Raw genomic sequence first — 18,088 nt, forward strand, 5'->3', positions numbered from 1 at the left:
CGAACAAACACTCCTTTTAGTTATCTTTTAGCCAGCGAACAGCATCTTTCGCATGATACGTAATGATTAAATCTGCTCCAGCACGCTTCATACTTGTAAGCTTTTCTAGCACAATCTCTTTTTCATTTACCCATCCATTTTGTGCAGCTGCTTTAATCATGGAGTATTCTCCACTTACGTTATAAGCCACGACAGGTAGGTTAAAGTTATTTTTTACATCACGCATAATATCTAAGTAAGAAAGCGCTGGTTTTACAATTAAGAAGTCTGCACCTTCGGCTACGTCAGACTCCGCTTCACGAAGAGCTTCTAAGCGATTGGCTGGGTCCATTTGGTACGTTTTACGATCTCCAAATTGCGGAGAAGAATGTGCTGCATCACGGAAAGGACCGTAGAAAGCTGACGCATATTTTACAGCGTAAGACATAATAGGAATATCTTCGAAACCTGCTTCGTCTAAACCATGACGAATAGCCGCTACGAACCCATCCATCATGTTAGAAGGCGCAATGATATCAGCGCCAGCTCTTGCTTGACTAACCGCTGTTCTTGCTAGCAAATCAAGCGTTGGGTCATTTAAGATTTTTCCTTCTTCAATAATGCCACAATGTCCATGATCGGTATATTGACATAAGCAAGTGTCTGCAATAACGACAAGTTCAGGGAACTCTTCTTTAATTTGACGAATTGCTTTTTGAACGATTCCATGATCATGATAAGCTTGCGAACCAACAGCATCTTTTTCAGCTGGCACGCCAAAAACAATAACGGACTGAATTCCCAAATCGACAAGCTCCTGCATTTCTCTACTTAATAAATCAAGCGATACTTGATCTACGCCTGGCATGGATTGAACTGCATTGCGCTTATTTTCTCCTCCAATTACAAAAATTGGATAAATAAAGTCTTCCGGCTGTAAGTGCGTTTCGCGAACAAGTGCACGCATGCTATCTGAACGTCTTAGACGACGATGACGATTGAATTGTAATAATGTCATGAGAAAATCCTCCTTAATTGTTACCTTTAAAATAATCTACCATTTTCTCTATCATACCATTAATTGTATACTCTTCTGGAACGATGTGCTCAATTTCATATTTGGCAGCAGTTTGAGCGGTAATAGGTCCTATACACACGACCACTTTTTCGTTTATAACCGATAGCCAATCTTGTTTTGAATCCATCATATCAACAAAGAAGTTAACGGTAGATGAGCTTGTAAACGTAATGATATCCGCTTTCTCAACCGCGTGCTGAAGCTCAGTCCTGGATGCTTTATTTTGAACCGTTTCATACATCACCAGGTCCGTCACGCTATACCCTTTTTCATCAAGTCCTTGTAAAAGAATAGGACGTGCTAGATTCCCTCTAACAACAAGCACTTTTTCATGAGGTTTAGCCTCCTTCATGAGTGCTTCTAGCAGTGACTCTGCTATGTACTCTTCAGGAGTTACGTCTGGCTTTATCCCACGTTTTTTGAGTGCTTCACCTGTTTTTTTTCCAACAACAGCAATCTTACAGGATTTAGCTAAACCACTGTTTATATTTAATAGATTAAGCCACTGAAAGAAAAACTCGACTCCATTTTGACTTGTAAAGATAATCCACTGATATGTATGAAGCTGTTCAAGCACTCTCTGTATGTACGTACGATTAGCTGCTGGTACAAAAGATAAAACAGGCACCGTTAAAGGAATACCACCTACAGCTTGTATTGCAGCAGTAAAGCTTTTGGCTTGCTCCGCTTGGCGCGTAATCAACACTCGTTTTAAAAAAAGAGGAGCCTGTTGACTCATTAACTGTCCAGCTCCTCTTTTACACGATCAATTAATTCTTTAGCTCCGTTGGCAGTTAAACGACGTGCAGCTTCCTCTCCAATTTCTACGGGGTTTGCACCAGCAAGCGTTTCTTGATAAATTTGTTGGCCATCTGGAGAAGCAACAAGCGCTGTTAATTGTACATGCTTATTCTCTACTACGTGAGCATAGCCTGCAATCGGAACTTGACAGCCGCCTTCCATGCGCTTTAGAAACACGCGCTCTGCTTGAACTGCTAAGCTTGTGTCCTCATCGTTTAGCATATGTAGAAGTTCAAGTAGCTCCTTGTCATCTGAACGACATTCAATCGCTAAAGCTCCTTGACCAACCGCTGGAACACTTAAGCTAGGGTTTAAATACTGCGTCACAGTGTCTTTAGACCAACCCATTCGTGATAGACCAGCTGCAGCTAGAATTATTGCGTCATATTCTTCTGTTTGTAGTTTGTTTAAACGTGTATCGATATTGCCTCGAATCCATTTAATTTCAATGTCTGAACGCTTTGCAAGAAGCTGTGCACCACGTCGTAGGCTACTCGTTCCAATGACAGCTCCACTTGGTAGCTCTTCAAACGTTTTTCCGGTCTTTGAAATGAGCACATCTCTGTGGTCTTCACGCAGCGGAATGCATCCAATTGTTAACCCTTCAGGTAAAACAGCCGGCATATCCTTCATGCTGTGAACGGCCATATCAATTTCTTTTGACAACATTGCTTGTTCAATTTCTTTTACAAATAAGCCTTTTCCGCCTACCTTAGAAAGCGTTACATCTAAGATTTTATCTCCTTTTGTGACAATTTCTTTAATCTCAAACTCAAAAGGAAGACCTTGTTGTTTCAACTGTTCGATAACCCATTTTGTCTGTGTTAATGCTAGCTTGCTTCGGCGTGAGCCGACAATAATTTTCCGCATGTTGTCCTCCTAGTTTTACGACTCCCAAAAATGAAAGTTTGACAAACTTCCAAATAAGAAAAAGTTAATCAATAAAATTAAAAATAATGCGATGTTCCAAATAGCTATTGCCCGACCTTGAATTCCTCTTCTCAAACGCACATACAAGTAAGCGCTATATGCAAGGAGCATAAAGAACGAACCTAATACCTTTGTATCATACCAGTGAAAATCGACTACTTTAATATACGCCCATATTAACCCAAGCATTAAGGAAAGCAACAATAGAGGTACACCAATTAAGATCAGTACGTAAGACAGATAATCCAGCTTCGTTAAATCCTCAATGCGCATCAGTCGCTTGTTCCACTTTTTCTTTTTCAGCAAATCATACTGTACAAGGTACAAAGCTGAGAAAACAAAAGAAATGGAAAAAGCTCCATAAGATAAAATAGCCATTGTGATGTGAAAAATTAAAAGTTCCGATACCAATCGTTCTGCTTCAACCGACGTTTGTGTTTCCATTGGTGCAAACGTATGAATCGCCATGATTAAAAAGCCAATCGCATTCGTAAAGAACACGACAAAATCAACTCTAAATAAACGATTGATGACTAACGATAGCGTAATGAGCACCCACGCATAGAAGTACAGGCCCTCTGAAATTGTTAAGATTGGGACTCTACCGGTTTCCCACATTCGTAAAAACAAAAAGATTGTTTGTAAAAACCACACAATAGAAAGTAACCAGAAGGCTACTTTATTTGCCTTCCGGTTATGCTGTACAAAGTCAATGAAATAAAGCAAAACACTGACCGCGTATAAAATTACAATTAATTCATAAATTCTGGTCAACGAGATATCAACCATATCAAAGCCTCACTTACGACTGGTAAGCTACTTGTTGAGGAGTTACGGGTAGCTCATGATGAGATTCTTTTTGCTTTTGAGCTTCCACTTCTTGTTCAATATTAAAAATCTTCATGAACAATTCTAACGACTCTTCAGCATGCTGCTCTCCAGCCAGTTCTTTTGCATGTAAAATCGGATCTCGCAGCAGTTGATTTATGATGCTTTTCGTATGTTTGTTCAGCACTTTTCGTTCACGCTCAGACAAATTCGGAAGCTTGCGATTAATACTAGCCATCGTATCAGCCTGAATAGTTAGTGCTTTCTCACGAAGAGCTGAAATAACAGGCACAACCCCAAGACGACCTAGCCACATTTTAAAATCAACAATTTCAGCTTCAATCATTAACTCGATTGTTTCAGCAGCCTTTTTGCGTTCTTGTAAATTCGCATCCACAATCCCTTGTAAGTCATCAATATCATATAAAAAGACGCTATCAAGCTCTTCAAGTGCAGGATCCAAATCACGCGGAACCGCGATATCAACCATAAAAAGAGGTCGTCCTTTGCGCATGCGCTCTACTTGCTTCATCATATCTTTTGATACGACAAACGTACTAGCTCCCGTAGAGCTAATTAAAATATCAGCTTCAATTAGCGCACATTGAAGTTCGCTTAGCTGTTTCGCTTGACCAGAAAAGCGCTTAGCAAGTTCTTCTGCTTTTTCGAATGTACGATTTACAACCGTTACTTTTTGAGCACCGCTGCCGTATAAGTTCTGCAAAGCAAGCTCGCCCATTTTACCTGCACCTAGAATAAGCACATGTTTCGATGACAGATCACCAAAAATTTTTTTCGCTAACTCAACCGCAGCGTAACTCACTGAAACAGCATTGGCTCCAATCTCTGTCTCGCTGTGCGCACGCTTGGCTAGTGTAATAGCTTGCTTAAACAATTGATTAAATACCGTTCCAATTGTTTGATTTTGTTGAGCAAGTAAAAAGCTTGAACGTACCTGTCCAAGAATCTGTGTTTCACCTACAACCATTGAGTCTAACCCACAGCTTACTCGATACAAATGCTCAATAGCACCATCGTTTTCAGCAATTGTTAAAAAAGGTGAAAACTCTTCTTTATCTAGTTCAAACCACTCTGCCAAAAAGGCTTTTACATAGTAACGCCCTGTGTGTAACTGATCCACTACTGCATAGATCTCCGTACGATTACATGTTGACACAATAATGTTTTCTAAGATACTCTTTTGACTACTTAAAGCTTTCATTGCAGAGCCTAACTCTTGTTCTTTAAAGCTAAGCTTTTCCCTTATTTCAACAGGGGCTGTTCGATAATTTAAGCCGACTGCTATAATATGCACTTGTACATACCCCCTTCAATAAAAAATTAAATTACTGTCCTTTTATCTATCTCTATTATAACATGTTTCCCTACTCGTTCTTAAAAAAAATGTGAACAGTCTTTGAAAACATGTGTTAAGATATTAACGATTATCCATAACAAATTGTATCAAAAAAGCAGTGATTTATCACTTTTCCTGTTTAATCACACCAGGAGGTTACGATGAAGAAACAGTCAATTTTTTTCGGAGTTTTATTAGTTGGATTTGGAATCTTTTTTCTAGTAGACGAGCTTAACTTAAAAATTGCAGAACACTTATACACCTGGCCTCTCCTGCTCGTTTTAGTCGGAGTTGCGCTTGGGGCACAATGTCGCATTTCGCAAGACTATTCTAACGTACTAGCAAGCTACATATTAATTACATTAGGCGGTCATTTTTATGTAAGTGACTGGCTGCCGTTCTGGCCTCAACATACTAGCATGGTCATTTTAATGATTGCACTGAGCTTTTTACTGAGTGCGAAAAAGAGTAAAACCGGCCTATTTCAAGGTATTCTTTTATTACTCATTGCGCTGTTTATGATGTTTTCAAATAATTTAAATCAGTTTGCCCCAGCGGTTGAAAACGGTGTAAATTACCTAGCTACCTTTTGGCCTATTCTATTCCTACTCATTGGCTTATATTTATTATTTTTCAAACGTAAGTAATATATGTAAAAAAGGTTGAAACGAAAAGCGAGCGCTTTTCGTTTCAACCTTTTTTTGTTAATTATTCATGCGGTATTGAAGTGATCTCCACGACTGATCTTTTCCTTGACCAGTTTCAGATGAAAATAGAATGAGTTCATCTTCGGCTTCTAGCTCTAACGTATCACGTACAACTTTTAAGTGCTTTTGCCATTTACCTTTCGGAATTTTATCCGCTTTTGTGGCAATAACCATTACAGGAATTTCGTAATGCTTTAAGAAATTGTACATCATGACATCATCTTTAGACGGTGCGTGACGTAAATCAATAATTAATAACACCGCTTTTAGCTGATCGCGATCCGTTAAATATGTTTCAATCATCTTGCCCCATGCTTCACGCTCTGTCTTAGACACTTTAGCAAACCCGTAGCCTGGAACATCAACAAAATGCATCATTTCATTGATTAAATAAAAATTTAACGTTTGTGTTTTTCCAGGCTTTGACGATGTACGTGCTAAGTTTTTACGGTTAAGCATTTTATTAATAAATGATGATTTTCCTACATTTGATCGACCAGCCAAAGCAAATTCTGGCAAGTTTTCTTTTGGATATTGATCAGGCTTTACTGCGCTGATAACAATTTCCGCTTGGGTTACTTTCATTTTACCTCTCCTACTAATGCATGTTCCAATACTTGATCTAAATGAGATACAAGTACGATGTCCAACTGTTCTTGTACACTATCTGGAATATCTTCAATATCACGCTCGTTGTCTTGAGGGATTAAGATTTTTGTAAGTCCAGCACGATGTGCACTTAATGATTTTTCTTTTAATCCACCGATTGGTAAGACGCGACCTCTAAGCGTAATCTCACCCGTCATTCCTACCTCTCTTCTTACCGGTCTACCTGTTAAAGCTGAAGTTAAAGCTGTTGCAATTGTAATTCCTGCCGAAGGTCCATCTTTTGGCACTGCTCCTTCTGGCACATGAATATGAATGTCATATTTCTCATGGAACTTTTCATCAATTCCTAGCTCTTCCGCTTTTGAACGAATGTAACTAAAAGCTGCTTGAGCAGACTCTTTCATCACATCACCAAGTTTCCCTGTTAGTACAAGGCGACCTTTTCCAGGAGATAGACTAACTTCAATTGCAAGCGTATCTCCTCCCACAGTTGTGTAAGCTAATCCTGTTGCAACACCAACTTGGTTTTCAGATTCAGCTTGCCCATAGCGAAACCTTGCTTTTCCTAAAAATTCTTCTAAGTTCTTTTCAGTTACGACTACGCGCTTTTTATCTCCAGATACGATAATGCGAGCAGCTTTACGACAAATAGATGCAATTTCACGCTCGAGGTTACGAACGCCCGCTTCTCTCGTATAAAGACGAATGATTGCTACTAGAGCATCTTCTCGAATTTGAAGGTCAGCTTTTTTCAGACCATGGTTTTCTAACTGTCTCACTGCTAAATGACGCTTAGCAATTTCAAGTTTTTCAAGCTCTGTATAGCCAGCAATATTAATGATTTCCATTCTGTCGCGTAAAGGTCCTGGAATCGTCGCTAAATTATTAGCAGTAGCTACAAACATCACTTTTGATAAATCATACGTTTCTTCAATATAGTGATCGCTAAAATTATGGTTTTGCTCCGGATCCAAGACTTCAAGCATAGCAGAAGATGGGTCTCCACGGAAGTCATTAGACATTTTATCAATCTCATCTAATAAAAAGACAGGGTTGACTGTACCAGCTTTTTTCATTCCTTGAATAATACGTCCAGGCATCGCGCCTACGTATGTACGGCGATGGCCTCGAATTTCAGATTCATCACGCACACCACCGAGCGATACGCGGACAAAATTTCGATTTAACGCCGTCGCAATAGAACGTGCTAGAGACGTTTTACCTACTCCTGGAGGTCCAGCTAAACAAAGAATTGGTCCCTTTAATGAGTTCGTTAATTTCTGAACAGCTAAGTATTCGAGCACACGCTCTTTTACTTTTTCAAGACCGTAGTGCTCTTCATTTAGAATTTTATCTGCGCGGTGAATATCTAAACGATCTTCAGTTTCCTTTGTCCATGGCAAAGCAAGTAGCCAATCGATATAGTTACGAATAACTGAGCTTTCTGCAGAAGTAGCGGGAATTTTTTCATAGCGATCTAGTTCTTTTAACGCAGTCATCATCACGCGCTCAGGCATACCACTTTCTTCAATCTTTTCTCGAAGTGTAGCAACTTCTCCGCCTTTACCCTCTTTATCGCCTAGCTCTTTTTGAATAGCCTTCATTTGCTCACGAAGATAGTATTCTTTTTGAGTACGCTCCATCGACTTTTTCACACGTTGTCCAATTTTCTTTTCAAGTTGTAGCACTTCTTGTTCATCTTGAATGTAAGAAATGAGCATGTTCAAGCGCTCTTTTACATCTTCAGTTTCAAGAACTTCTTGCTTCAATTGAATTTTAATCGGCAAATGCGAAGCAATAATATCGGCTAACCGTCCCGGTTCTTCAATGTCTGTTACGGTTGAAAACGTCTCAACGGATACCTTTTTAGATAGCTTTATGTATTGTTCAAAGTAATCTAAAAGCGTGCGCATTAGCGCTTTGTCTTCCACATCTGTTTCATGTTCTTCATTGTATTTCATTACATCAGCCAGGAAGCAATCTTCTTCTTCAATTATTTCCTTGACTTCAATACGGTTTAATCCTTCAACTAATACTCTCATCGTGCCATTTGGCAACTTTAACATTTGCTTAATCTTTGCTAAAGTACCCATTTTATATAAGTCATCAACCGCTGGTTCATCGATGCCCATTTCCTTTTGAGAAACTAAGCACACCAAGTGGTCGTCCATCATTGCTTTTTCTAAAGCCTGCACGGATTTATCTCTTCCAACATCTAAATGCAATACCATAGTTGGATAGACAATCAACCCACGTAAAGGTAAAAGTGGAATGCGAATTGTTTCATTTTTCGTCATTCAATGAACACCTCCAATGCCCGTTTATTCCATAGTATGTAAGGGATAAATTCTGCTTCAATTTTATCCTATTTAACTTGGCATGTCTAATAATAGTAATTATTAATTGTACCATGTGAAGTCTTTGCAACGCAAAGCGAAGTAAATATCTTTTTCACATAGAAAAAGCCTTTTTCGTAAAGCGTGTATAAAGGTTTTATACGCGAAAAAGGCAGATGATATTCATATAAAAAAATTTTCTAACTAAATGTCGCTAATATTACATGAATTCGCGCTTTGGCACCCCGGCTTCTTTTGATAGGTGAGCAACGTGATCTTGTATTGGTAAGAGTGCATATTTTAAAACATCTGCTAGTTGAGTCACTGGTAAAATGTCAATTCCTCGAATCTGTTCCACCATTCCATTCATATTATCCTTCGGAACGATTACATGAGTTACCCCTGCCTGCTTTGCCGCTTTAATTTTAGGAATGACGCCTCCGATTGGCTTAACATTTCCGTGCAGTCCAATCTCTCCAGTCATTGCAACTGTATGTTTGATTGGCACTTCATAGATAGCAGAATAAATGCCTGTTGCCATCGCAATTCCTGCGGAAGGTCCATCAATTGGCACTCCTCCTGGAAAGTTCACATGAATATCATATTCATCGGCAGGCACAGCCATGGAGCGCAGCACAGTAATGACATTTTCAATGGAACTTCTGGCCATACTTTTTCTTCGTACGGATTTTCCTTGCCCATTGATGTTTTCTTCTTCTACTATCCCCGTAATGGTAATATTTCCTTTTTCTTTTGCTTTAATTGCTTTTACTTCAATTTCTAATAACGCACCTGAATTAGGTCCATATACAGCTAATCCATTAATTAATCCTACTTGTTCTTGTTCTGGAATCTTCGGCTCGTGACGTGGAGTTAGCTGACTTGAATGAATAATCCATTCAATATCTTCATTCTTTATGTCTTTACGATCTTCTGAAATTGCCAATCCAGCTGCAATTTGCATCATATTAACTGTTTCTCGGCCATTGCGAGCATATGTAGACAACATAGACAGCCCTTTATCTGTTACTTCCATTTGTACTTTTTGAGCGGCTTTTTTCGCAACGCTAATGATTTCATCTTGATCAAGCTCGCGAAAAAACACTTCAACACAGCGTGAGCGAATGGCTGGTGGAATTTCACTCGGTGTTCTCGTTGTTGCCCCAATTAAACGAAAATCAGCAGGGAGTCCATTTTGAAAAATATCGTGAATATGAGTTGGAATTTGTGCATTTTCTTCGCTATAATACGCACTTTCCATAAATACTTTTCTGTCTTCTAATACCTTTAGTAATTTGTTCATTTGAATAGGGTGTAGTTCACCAATTTCATCAATGAATAAAATTCCTCCGTGAGCATCCGTTACGGCACCTTGCTTTGGCTGAGGAATTCCAGCTTGCCCCATAGCTCCCGCTCCTTGATAGATAGGGTCATGTACAGATCCGATAAGAGGATCAGCAATCCCTCGTTCATCAAAACGAGCTGTCGTCGCATCAAGTTCTACAAATACTGATCCTTTTTTGAAAGGAGACTTTTGATTTTTTTTTGCTTCTTCTAGTACAAGACGAGCTGCTGCCGTTTTCCCTACTCCTGGAGGTCCATATACGATAACGTGCTGTGGGTTTGGGCCACATAGCGCGGCTTTTAAAGCACGAATGCCGTCTTCTTGTCCCACAATATCATGAAAACTTGACGGTCTAACTCTTTCTGCTAATGGTTCAGTTAGTGAAATGGCACGCATCTTTCGCAATTGATCCATTTCTTTTTTTGATTCCCGATCAATTGATACTTTTTGTGTGCGCTGATTGCGCAATAAATTCCAAAAGTACAAGCCAATAATGATACCAAAGAATAGCTGAACCATTAAGGCAATATTCGTCCAATTCATAAGTAACCTCCTGCAACAATTGTTAAGATAATTATTTGTTATTATCTCCTTGCAACAGGTGGAATAAACAAATTTAGCATAAAATTCTTCATAAAATAAAAAAAGACAGAACGTTAAAAACTAACGCTCTGTCTTCTTATTTATTAAGCAGATGTTTTACTTCCTTGTTCAACCGTTGAACCATCTTCTAAAATAAACTTAGGTGCTACTTGATCACGAACCGTTTCTCCAGTGATAATACATTTAACAATGTCTTCACGAGACGGTAAATCATACATCACTTCTAGCATAATACCTTCAATGATTGAACGTAGACCACGTGCACCTGTTTTACGTTCAATTGCTTTACGAGCAATTTCAACAAGTGCTTCATCTTCAAACTCTAGCTCAACATTATCTAGCTCAAGAAGCTTTTGATATTGTTTTACTAGCGCATTTTTTGGCTTTGTTAAAATCTCAACAAGCGCTCCTTCATCTAACGGTACAAGACTAGCCGTAACAGGTAGACGACCGATAAACTCAGGAATTAAGCCAAACTTTAATAAGTCTTCTGGCAGAACTTTTGATAATAACTCTTTATCGTTAAGATCTGCTTGTTTTGTTTCTGAACCGAACCCAATTACTTTCTTACCTAAACGACGCTTGATAATTGGTTCAATACCATCAAATGCTCCACCACAAATGAATAAGATATTTGTTGTGTCAATTTGAATGAATTCTTGATGCGGATGCTTACGTCCACCTTGTGGAGGAACGCTTGCTACAGTGCCTTCAAGAATTTTAAGCAATGCTTGCTGAACACCTTCACCAGATACGTCACGCGTAATTGATGGGTTTTCAGACTTTCTTGCTACCTTATCAATTTCATCGATATAGATAATGCCTTTTTCTGCTTTTTCTACATCATAATCAGCGGCTTGAATTAACTTCAATAAGATGTTCTCAACATCCTCACCAACGTAACCCGCTTCTGTTAGCGACGTTGCATCAGCAATAGCAAACGGCACATTTAAAATACGAGCTAACGTTTGAGCAAGTAATGTTTTACCACTACCTGTTGGACCAATTAAAGAAATGTTACTTTTAGCTAATTCAACGTCATCAATCTTACTGTTTGAGTTAATGCGTTTATAATGATTATAAACAGCTACAGCCAAAGATTTTTTCGCTTCATCTTGACCAATTACATACTCATCTAGAATTTCACAGATTTCTTTTGGTTTTGGCACATCTTTAAATTCTACTTCTTCTTCTGTTCCAAGCTCTTCTTCAACAATCTCAGTGCAAAGCTCGATACATTCATCACATATGTAAACACCTGGACCAGCAACTAATTTACGAACTTGTTCTTGTGTTTTACCACAAAACGAACATTTTAGTTGCCCTTTTTCATCGTTAAATTTAAACATAATTTTCACCCCTTATAGTAATGACTAAAGTGCTGGAAGCTCACTTAATCCGAGTTATTTGCCAACTGCTCTTCCTCTTCTTAGTAAAAGCATGACCTTTTATCATACCGAGTTTCCCATGTATGAAAAGATTTGTATTGCATTTTATCATACATTTTTCGGAATAGATACTAAAACGTTTTATGTATAAACACTTGATGAGCGAAAAGCATCGATTGGCTATTATGTATTGTCAGCTTATTAAGCCAATTTCATAACTACGGATTTTTGACAATTGAACAAAACAGCGTGCTGGCGTGTCGTTATGGTATGAAAAAAATTTTGAAGGTTATAAAACAAGGCACGATCAAGTCGCGCCTTGTTCTTTACTATTATTATGCTACAGCTTTGCTGTTTTCTACAAGAAATTCTATAGCTTTGCGAATCTTCATGTCAGCTTTAACTGTTTCAAGACTGCCAAGCACTTTCTTAATTTCTTCGACAGGCATGTTGTACATTCCTGCCATGCTCTCTAATTCTTTTTCTACTTCTTCGTCAGTTACTTCAAGATTTTCAGCTTGAGAAATAGCTTCTAACGTTAAGTTAATCTTCACGCGTTTTTCAGCGTCTGGACGCATTTGGTCACGTAAAGCTTTTTCATCTTGACCAGAGAACTGGAAGTATAGCTCAAGGTTTAAACCTTGCATTTGTAAACGTTGCTCGAATTCTTGCATCATACGATCCATTTCAGTTGCATACATTGCTTCTGGAATTTCTACTTCTGCATTTTCAGCAGCTTTTTCTACTAATGCATCACGTAGAGCTGATTCAGCTTCGTTTGTTTTTGCAGTTTGTAGGTTTTCTTTTGTTTTCGCTTTTAATGCTTCTAAAGTTTCTACTTCTTCGTCTACATCTTTAGCAAATTCATCGTCTAATGCTGGTAATTCTTTTGCTTTGATTTCGTGTACTTTCACTTTGAAAGTTGCTTTTTTACCAGCAAGCTCTTCAGCATGGTACTCTTCTGGGAACGTTACTTCAACGTCTTTTTCAGCGCCAACTTCTAAACCTACTAATTGCTCTTCAAAGCCTGGGATAAATGTGTTAGAACCGATTTCTAATGAATAGTTCTCACCTTTTCCGCCTTCGAATGCTTCTCCATCAACGAATCCTTCAAAGTCGATTACAGCAGTATCGCCTTCAGCAATAGCGCCTTCTTCTTTTACTACTAGCTCAGCTTGACGCTCTTGAAGAGATTTTAATTCAGCTTCAACGTCTTCGTCAGTTACTGTTGCGTCTAATTTTTCAACTTCTAAGTTTTTGTATTCGCCTAATTTCACTTCAGGCTTAACTGTTACTTTAGCAGTGAAAACTAAGTCTTGTCCTTTTTCGATTGTTTCAACATCGATTTCCGGACGATCTACTGGCTCGATACCAGCTTCAGCAACAGCATTGCTGTAAGCTTCTGGTAATAAGATATCTAGTGCATCTTGGTATAAAGATTCTACACCAAAGCGTTTTTCAAATAGTGGACGTGGCATTTTCCCTTTACGGAAACCTGGTACGTTTACTTGTTTAACAACTTTTGTGAATGCTTTATCTAAGGCTTTATCGAATTCAGCAGCTTCAACTTCTACTGTTAAAACGCCTTGATTACCTTCTTGTTTTTCCCATTTTGCAGACATGTATATTTCCCTCCAAAATCATTTTAAGTAGTGATTTTCACTCTGATAATGAGATCAATGTTTCCTTCATTATCTATCGAACTCCCTATTACTTTAAAGTAAGTAGGAACGTGATGTAAAGATGAAATTCTACTATACTTGTTTAAGTGCATTTTACAACCATTATATTATAACATACAACAATGACGTTTCAACAAAACACCTCATTTTATATCAAAGAAATTTCTTCAATTTCCTTTAGGTGTTTAATAGCTTGTTTTAAATCCTCAGCAGAGAAGTTATGCATCAGTGCGATTTGCTCAGCGTCAACCTCTTCACCATATAATTCAGTTGCGAGTGCGCATAACGCCTCCACCCAGATACCTACATGTTCATTAACCGGACTGAATGGAAATAAAACATATAAATAACGATTCCAAATCTCTAAGCTTGCTTGGAGCATAGTGGGATTTTCGTGTTCCAACTTTTCCCTCAGGGATTTCTCAACATGAATGGCTAACGGAGATGGTATTATTTGCTGTAAAGTGAGCGGATTAATTTTTTTCTCACGCTGAAATTTGTTGATGTGAAAGTCATGGTTAACCTGTTCCTTCATTAATATTTTAAGAGCCTCGGTTTTCACAATGGGATGAACGGATTCATTTGTGAATAGCTCTTGTAAGAAGAAGCTATACTGATTCATTCGATGAAGAGGGAGCGTGTGTAAATGATCAATCTGATTTGAAACGACCGTCTCATTTAAGAAATCTTTTAAACGCGTAAGCTGCTCCTGCTCTGTTTGTCCTTCTATGTCCTTTTCTTGATTCATTCTCGATAAGCAAAATGCTAAGAGCTGATTAATTTGCTCTTGATCCTCAGCGGGTACATCATGTTCTTCTATAACAGCCTGCAAGGTTTCATAGCCTTCTTTATACTCACCAAGCTGGATAAGAATCATTAAAAGCATTTGTAGATTATCATAGTAATGTCCTATGTCTTCATGCAACATCTTTTTACAAAGCGTTTTAGCTGTTTCAACCTCTCCTAGTTCTAAATAACATACAGCTAGCCCGAACAATACGTCTCGGTGCTCTTGGCCTATTTCGTATGCTTGCTTAAATAAATGCAGAGCCTCATTAAAGCGTTTATTCTGTAGATATTCTTTCGCTTTTTCTACTAAACGCTCTTGCAAATGAGGAAACGCAATTACATTATCTCGCTTTTGCTCGGTCATATTCTCTCCTCACTTCACATTTCTTTGCTATACAGTTTAGCAAGTTGTCTAATAGAACGCAAAAAAGAGCCGAGCAAAGAGGTAACTTTGCCCAGCTTTTTTCAATAACGAACGGTATTGTTTTCATACTGATCAATGTCAGAATCAAACGATAACGTATAACCAATTTCATCAAACCCATTTACAAGCATATATTTCCAATGGCTATTAATGTCAAACGTTCGTTTGAATCCAGCTTCGTCTGAAATTGTTTGCTGATGTAAATCGATCGTGCAGTTATAATCAGCTGCTTTTGATTCCTTCAATAGATACTCAACATCTTCAACTGGTAATGCAATTGGTAGAATTCCATTTTTTAGACAATTTTGTTTAAAGATATCTGCAAAAGATGGCGCCACAATGGCTCTAAAGCCGTAATCTAACAATGCCCACGGTGCATGCTCACGTGAAGAACCACATCCGAAGTTTTCATTTGCAACTAAGATTGTTGCTCCTTCATTTTCAGGCGCATTTAGCTCAAAGCTAGGATTTGGCGTTACTCCATCTTCATTGTATCGCCAATCAAAAAATAAATATTTTCCAAAACCAGTACGCTCAATGCGCTTTAAAAATTGCTTTGGAATAATTTGATCTGTATCGACATTAGAGCGGTCCATCCCGGCTACTTTTCCTGTTTCAACTGTAAATGCATTCATGTTACCTCTCCTTATCTCACAGCTTCTTCTTGTAATTTACGAACGTCTACAAAGTGACCATATACTGCTGCTGCCGCCGCCATCACTGGACTAACAAGGTGAGTTCGTGCCCCTTTACCTTGACGTCCTTCAAAGTTACGGTTTGACGTGGAAGCACAATGTTCCCCTTGAGGAACTAAATCCGAGTTCATCCCTAAACACATGCTACATCCTGAATCACGCCATTCAAATCCAGCTTCAACAAACGTTTTTGCAATCCCCTCTTCTTCAGCAATACGTTTAATTTTCTGAGAACCTGGTACAACCATTGCTCGCACATTCGGTGATACTTTCTTTCCTTTTATAAAAGAAGCTGCATCACGTAGATCCGATAAGCGAGCGTTCGTACAGGAACCAATAAATACGTGTTGAATTGGAATATCTTCAATTGCCATACCCGGAGTTAACCCCATGTAGTCTAGCGCTCTTTCCAATGATTTGCGTTCTGAATCCGTGTTACATGATTCAAATGTAGGAACTGTTTTACTAATGTACGAACTCATCGCAGGATTTGTTCCCCATGTCACAACAGGCTCGATTTCATTTGCATCAATTTCTAGCGTTTGATCATATTCTGCGCCTTCATCCGAAGCTAACGCTTTCCACTTTTCAACTGCTTCAGTGAACTTTTCACCTTTTGGTGCATATTCTCTTCCTTTAATATAAGAAAAAGTTACTTCATCAGGGCTGATTAAGCCTGCTTTTGCTCCTGCTTCGATGGACATGTTACAAATGGTCATACGCTCTTCCATTGAAAGCTGCTTAATGCAATCTCCCGTAAATTCGATGATAGAACCTGTTCCAAAGTTCACACCAAACTTCTGAATAATCGCTAGTACGATATCTTTTGCGAATACACCAGGCTTCTTTTGGCCATCCACTTTTACTTGAATCGTTCTTGGCTTGGCTTGCCAAAGCGTTTGAGTAGCTAATACGTGCTCAACTTCACTCGTACCAATACCAAATGCTAATGCACCAAACGCTCCGTGGGTAGATGTATGACTATCCCCACATACAATTGTCTTACCAGGCTGCGTTAAACCTAATTCCGGTCCAATAATATGAACGATTCCTTGTTCTTCATTCGTTAAGTCTAACAGCCTCACGTCGAACTCAGCGCAGTTTGCAGATAACGTATCAACTTGTTTTTTTGCAATTGGATCTTTGATGTTGAAGCGGTCAACGGTCGGAATGTTGTGATCCATCGTTGCAAACGTCAAATTGGGTTGCCTTACTTTTCGCCCAGCAACACGTAAGCCTTCAAATGCTTGAGGTGACGTTACTTCGTGAATAAGATGAAGATCAATGTATAATAAATCCGGCTTCCCCTCTTCTTGGCGTACTACATGTTGTTCCCATAGTTTCTCAATAATGTTCTTTGCTTTCATCTTGCTCCTCCTTTCCAGTTATGAAAAACGTTTCTCACATAAAGGTGAGAAACGCATGATTAACTATAAGCTGTCATAATGTTAACAATTGCAGAATCGTCAGCAATCGTATCAACAATTGCTTCTACCATTTTTTCAGTTGATAAATAATGTGAGCCGTTCGCTAAATCTGCTGTACGATGACCAGCATTTAATACGTGTTCTACCGCTTGTTCCACTGCTTTCGCTTCTTCTTCAAGACCAAATGAATGTCTTAACATCATCGCTGCTGATAAAATAGCTGCGATTGGATTAGCTTTATTTTGGCCTGCAATATCTGGTGCAGAGCCATGAACAGGTTCATAAAGAGAAGGTCCGTTTAACGTCAAACTAGCAGATGGTAACATCCCTAAAGATCCAGCTAGCATCGAAGCTTCATCACTTAAAATATCTCCGAACATGTTCTCAGTAACGACTACGTCAAAGTGCTTTGGATTACGAATAAGCTGCATCGCTGCTGAATCCACTAGCATATGTTCAAGCTCAATTTCAGGATAATCTTTTGATACTTCTTCAGCAATCTCACGCCATAAACGACTTGACTCCAATACGTTCGCTTTGTCAACAGACGTAACCTTTTGACGACGAACTTTTGCTGTTTCAAATGCTTGGCGAATGATACGCTCAATTTCTTCACGCTTGTAATAGAGCGTATCTACAACGACTTCTTCACTCCCATTTGTGCGGCGTTCGCTTGGTTTTCCAAAATATAAGCCGCCTGTTAGCTCACGTACGATAATAAAATCAACGTCTTGAATATATTCTTTTTTCAAAGGAGAAGAATCTGCTAAACTATCATAATAAGTAACTGGACGCAAGTTAGCATAAAGGTCCAGTTCTTTACGAATTGCTAATAAGCCTCGCTCTGGACGGAGCTGTGTAGGAACGGCATCCCACTTAGGACCACCTACAGCCCCAAGCAATACTGCATCCGCTTCTTTACAAACCGCTACTGTACTTTCTGGAAGTGGTACTCCTTCTGTATCAATAGCAGCTCCTCCGATTAACCCATAGCTAAATTCAAACTGATGGTTAAAGCGTTGACCGATGGCGTTTAAGACGTCGATTGCACCTTTTGTAACTTCTTTCCCAACTCCGTCTCCAGGTAACACCGCTACCTTTTTTGTCATG

General features: G+C 38.9%; 15 protein-coding genes. 1 reads left to right on the forward strand and 14 read right to left on the reverse strand.

Going from position 1 to position 18,088, the window contains the following annotated elements; translation table 11 throughout:
• Positions 1-16: 16 nt before the first annotated feature.
• Genes hemB through hemA form a run of 5 tightly spaced genes read right to left on the reverse strand, consistent with a single transcriptional unit; the run spans position 17 to position 4,931 of the window.
• Positions 17-997 (reverse strand): porphobilinogen synthase, encoded by a 981-nt coding sequence (gene hemB, locus LZP85_RS16190; protein WP_206833166.1) that lies wholly within the window; start codon positions 995-997, stop codon positions 17-19.
• Between the two features lie 13 nt (positions 998-1,010).
• Positions 1,011-1,796 carry a uroporphyrinogen-III synthase gene (locus tag LZP85_RS16195; protein WP_061785021.1) on the reverse strand — a complete coding sequence of 262 codons (786 nt, stop codon included), beginning with the start codon at positions 1,794-1,796 and terminating at the stop codon, positions 1,011-1,013.
• Positions 1,796-2,728 carry a hydroxymethylbilane synthase gene (gene hemC, locus LZP85_RS16200; RefSeq protein ID WP_119543212.1) on the reverse strand — a complete coding sequence of 311 codons (933 nt, stop codon included), beginning with the start codon at positions 2,726-2,728 and terminating at the stop codon, positions 1,796-1,798. The genes LZP85_RS16195 and hemC overlap by 1 nt, the downstream gene beginning before the upstream one ends.
• Positions 2,729-2,743: 15 nt before the next feature.
• Positions 2,744-3,577, reverse strand: a complete 834-nt coding sequence (locus LZP85_RS16205) for a cytochrome C assembly family protein (protein WP_119543213.1) — start codon at positions 3,575-3,577, stop codon at positions 2,744-2,746.
• A 13-nt stretch (positions 3,578-3,590) separates the two neighbouring features.
• Positions 3,591-4,931, reverse strand: coding sequence for a glutamyl-tRNA reductase (gene hemA, locus LZP85_RS16210; RefSeq protein WP_119543214.1), 1,341 nt, complete (start codon positions 4,929-4,931; stop codon positions 3,591-3,593).
• Positions 4,932-5,134: 203 nt separating this feature from the next.
• On the opposite strand from hemA, the gene LZP85_RS16215 reads away from it, so the two are divergent.
• On the forward strand, positions 5,135-5,620 hold the full coding sequence (locus tag LZP85_RS16215; protein ID WP_025908558.1) for a LiaF transmembrane domain-containing protein: 486 nt from the start codon (positions 5,135-5,137) through the stop codon (positions 5,618-5,620).
• A 57-nt stretch (positions 5,621-5,677) separates the two neighbouring features.
• Here the strand turns inward: LZP85_RS16215 and yihA are convergent, their stop codons facing one another.
• The 9 genes from yihA to leuB form a co-directional block, all read right to left on the reverse strand.
• Positions 5,678-6,265 (reverse strand): ribosome biogenesis GTP-binding protein YihA/YsxC, encoded by a 588-nt coding sequence (gene yihA / locus LZP85_RS16220; protein WP_025908559.1) that lies wholly within the window; start codon positions 6,263-6,265, stop codon positions 5,678-5,680.
• On the reverse strand, positions 6,262-8,586 hold the full coding sequence (lon, locus tag LZP85_RS16225) for an endopeptidase La (RefSeq protein ID WP_061785020.1): 2,325 nt from the start codon (positions 8,584-8,586) through the stop codon (positions 6,262-6,264). Before lon ends, yihA begins: the two co-directional genes overlap by 4 nt.
• 259 nt (positions 8,587-8,845) lie before the next feature.
• A complete protein-coding gene (gene lonB, locus LZP85_RS16230) occupies positions 8,846-10,513 on the reverse strand; it encodes an ATP-dependent protease LonB (RefSeq protein WP_119543215.1) in 1,668 nt (555 codons plus the stop codon).
• A 143-nt stretch (positions 10,514-10,656) separates the two neighbouring features.
• Positions 10,657-11,922: an ATP-dependent protease ATP-binding subunit ClpX gene (gene clpX, locus LZP85_RS16235; RefSeq protein ID WP_025908562.1), complete on the reverse strand. Its 1,266-nt coding sequence runs from the start codon at positions 11,920-11,922 to the stop codon at positions 10,657-10,659.
• 374 nt (positions 11,923-12,296) lie between these two features.
• Entirely contained in the window at positions 12,297-13,583 is a 1,287-nt protein-coding gene (gene tig, locus LZP85_RS16240; protein WP_076512652.1) for a trigger factor, read from the reverse strand.
• Between the two features lie 208 nt (positions 13,584-13,791).
• Positions 13,792-14,796, reverse strand: coding sequence for a tetratricopeptide repeat protein (locus LZP85_RS16245; RefSeq protein WP_119543216.1), 1,005 nt, complete (start codon positions 14,794-14,796; stop codon positions 13,792-13,794).
• Between the two features lie 101 nt (positions 14,797-14,897).
• A complete protein-coding gene (gene leuD, locus LZP85_RS16250) occupies positions 14,898-15,491 on the reverse strand; it encodes a 3-isopropylmalate dehydratase small subunit (RefSeq protein ID WP_119543217.1) in 594 nt (197 codons plus the stop codon).
• Between the two features lie 11 nt (positions 15,492-15,502).
• Positions 15,503-16,918 (reverse strand): 3-isopropylmalate dehydratase large subunit, encoded by a 1,416-nt coding sequence (leuC, locus tag LZP85_RS16255; RefSeq protein ID WP_061785017.1) that lies wholly within the window; start codon positions 16,916-16,918, stop codon positions 15,503-15,505.
• Positions 16,919-16,977: 59 nt separating this feature from the next.
• Positions 16,978-18,087 (reverse strand): 3-isopropylmalate dehydrogenase, encoded by a 1,110-nt coding sequence (gene leuB / locus LZP85_RS16260; RefSeq protein ID WP_025908567.1) that lies wholly within the window; start codon positions 18,085-18,087, stop codon positions 16,978-16,980.
• Position 18,088 lies beyond the last annotated feature (1 nt).

Source organism: Priestia flexa (assembly GCF_021441905.1).
Taxonomy (GTDB): domain Bacteria; phylum Bacillota; class Bacilli; order Bacillales; family Bacillaceae_H; genus Priestia; species Priestia flexa.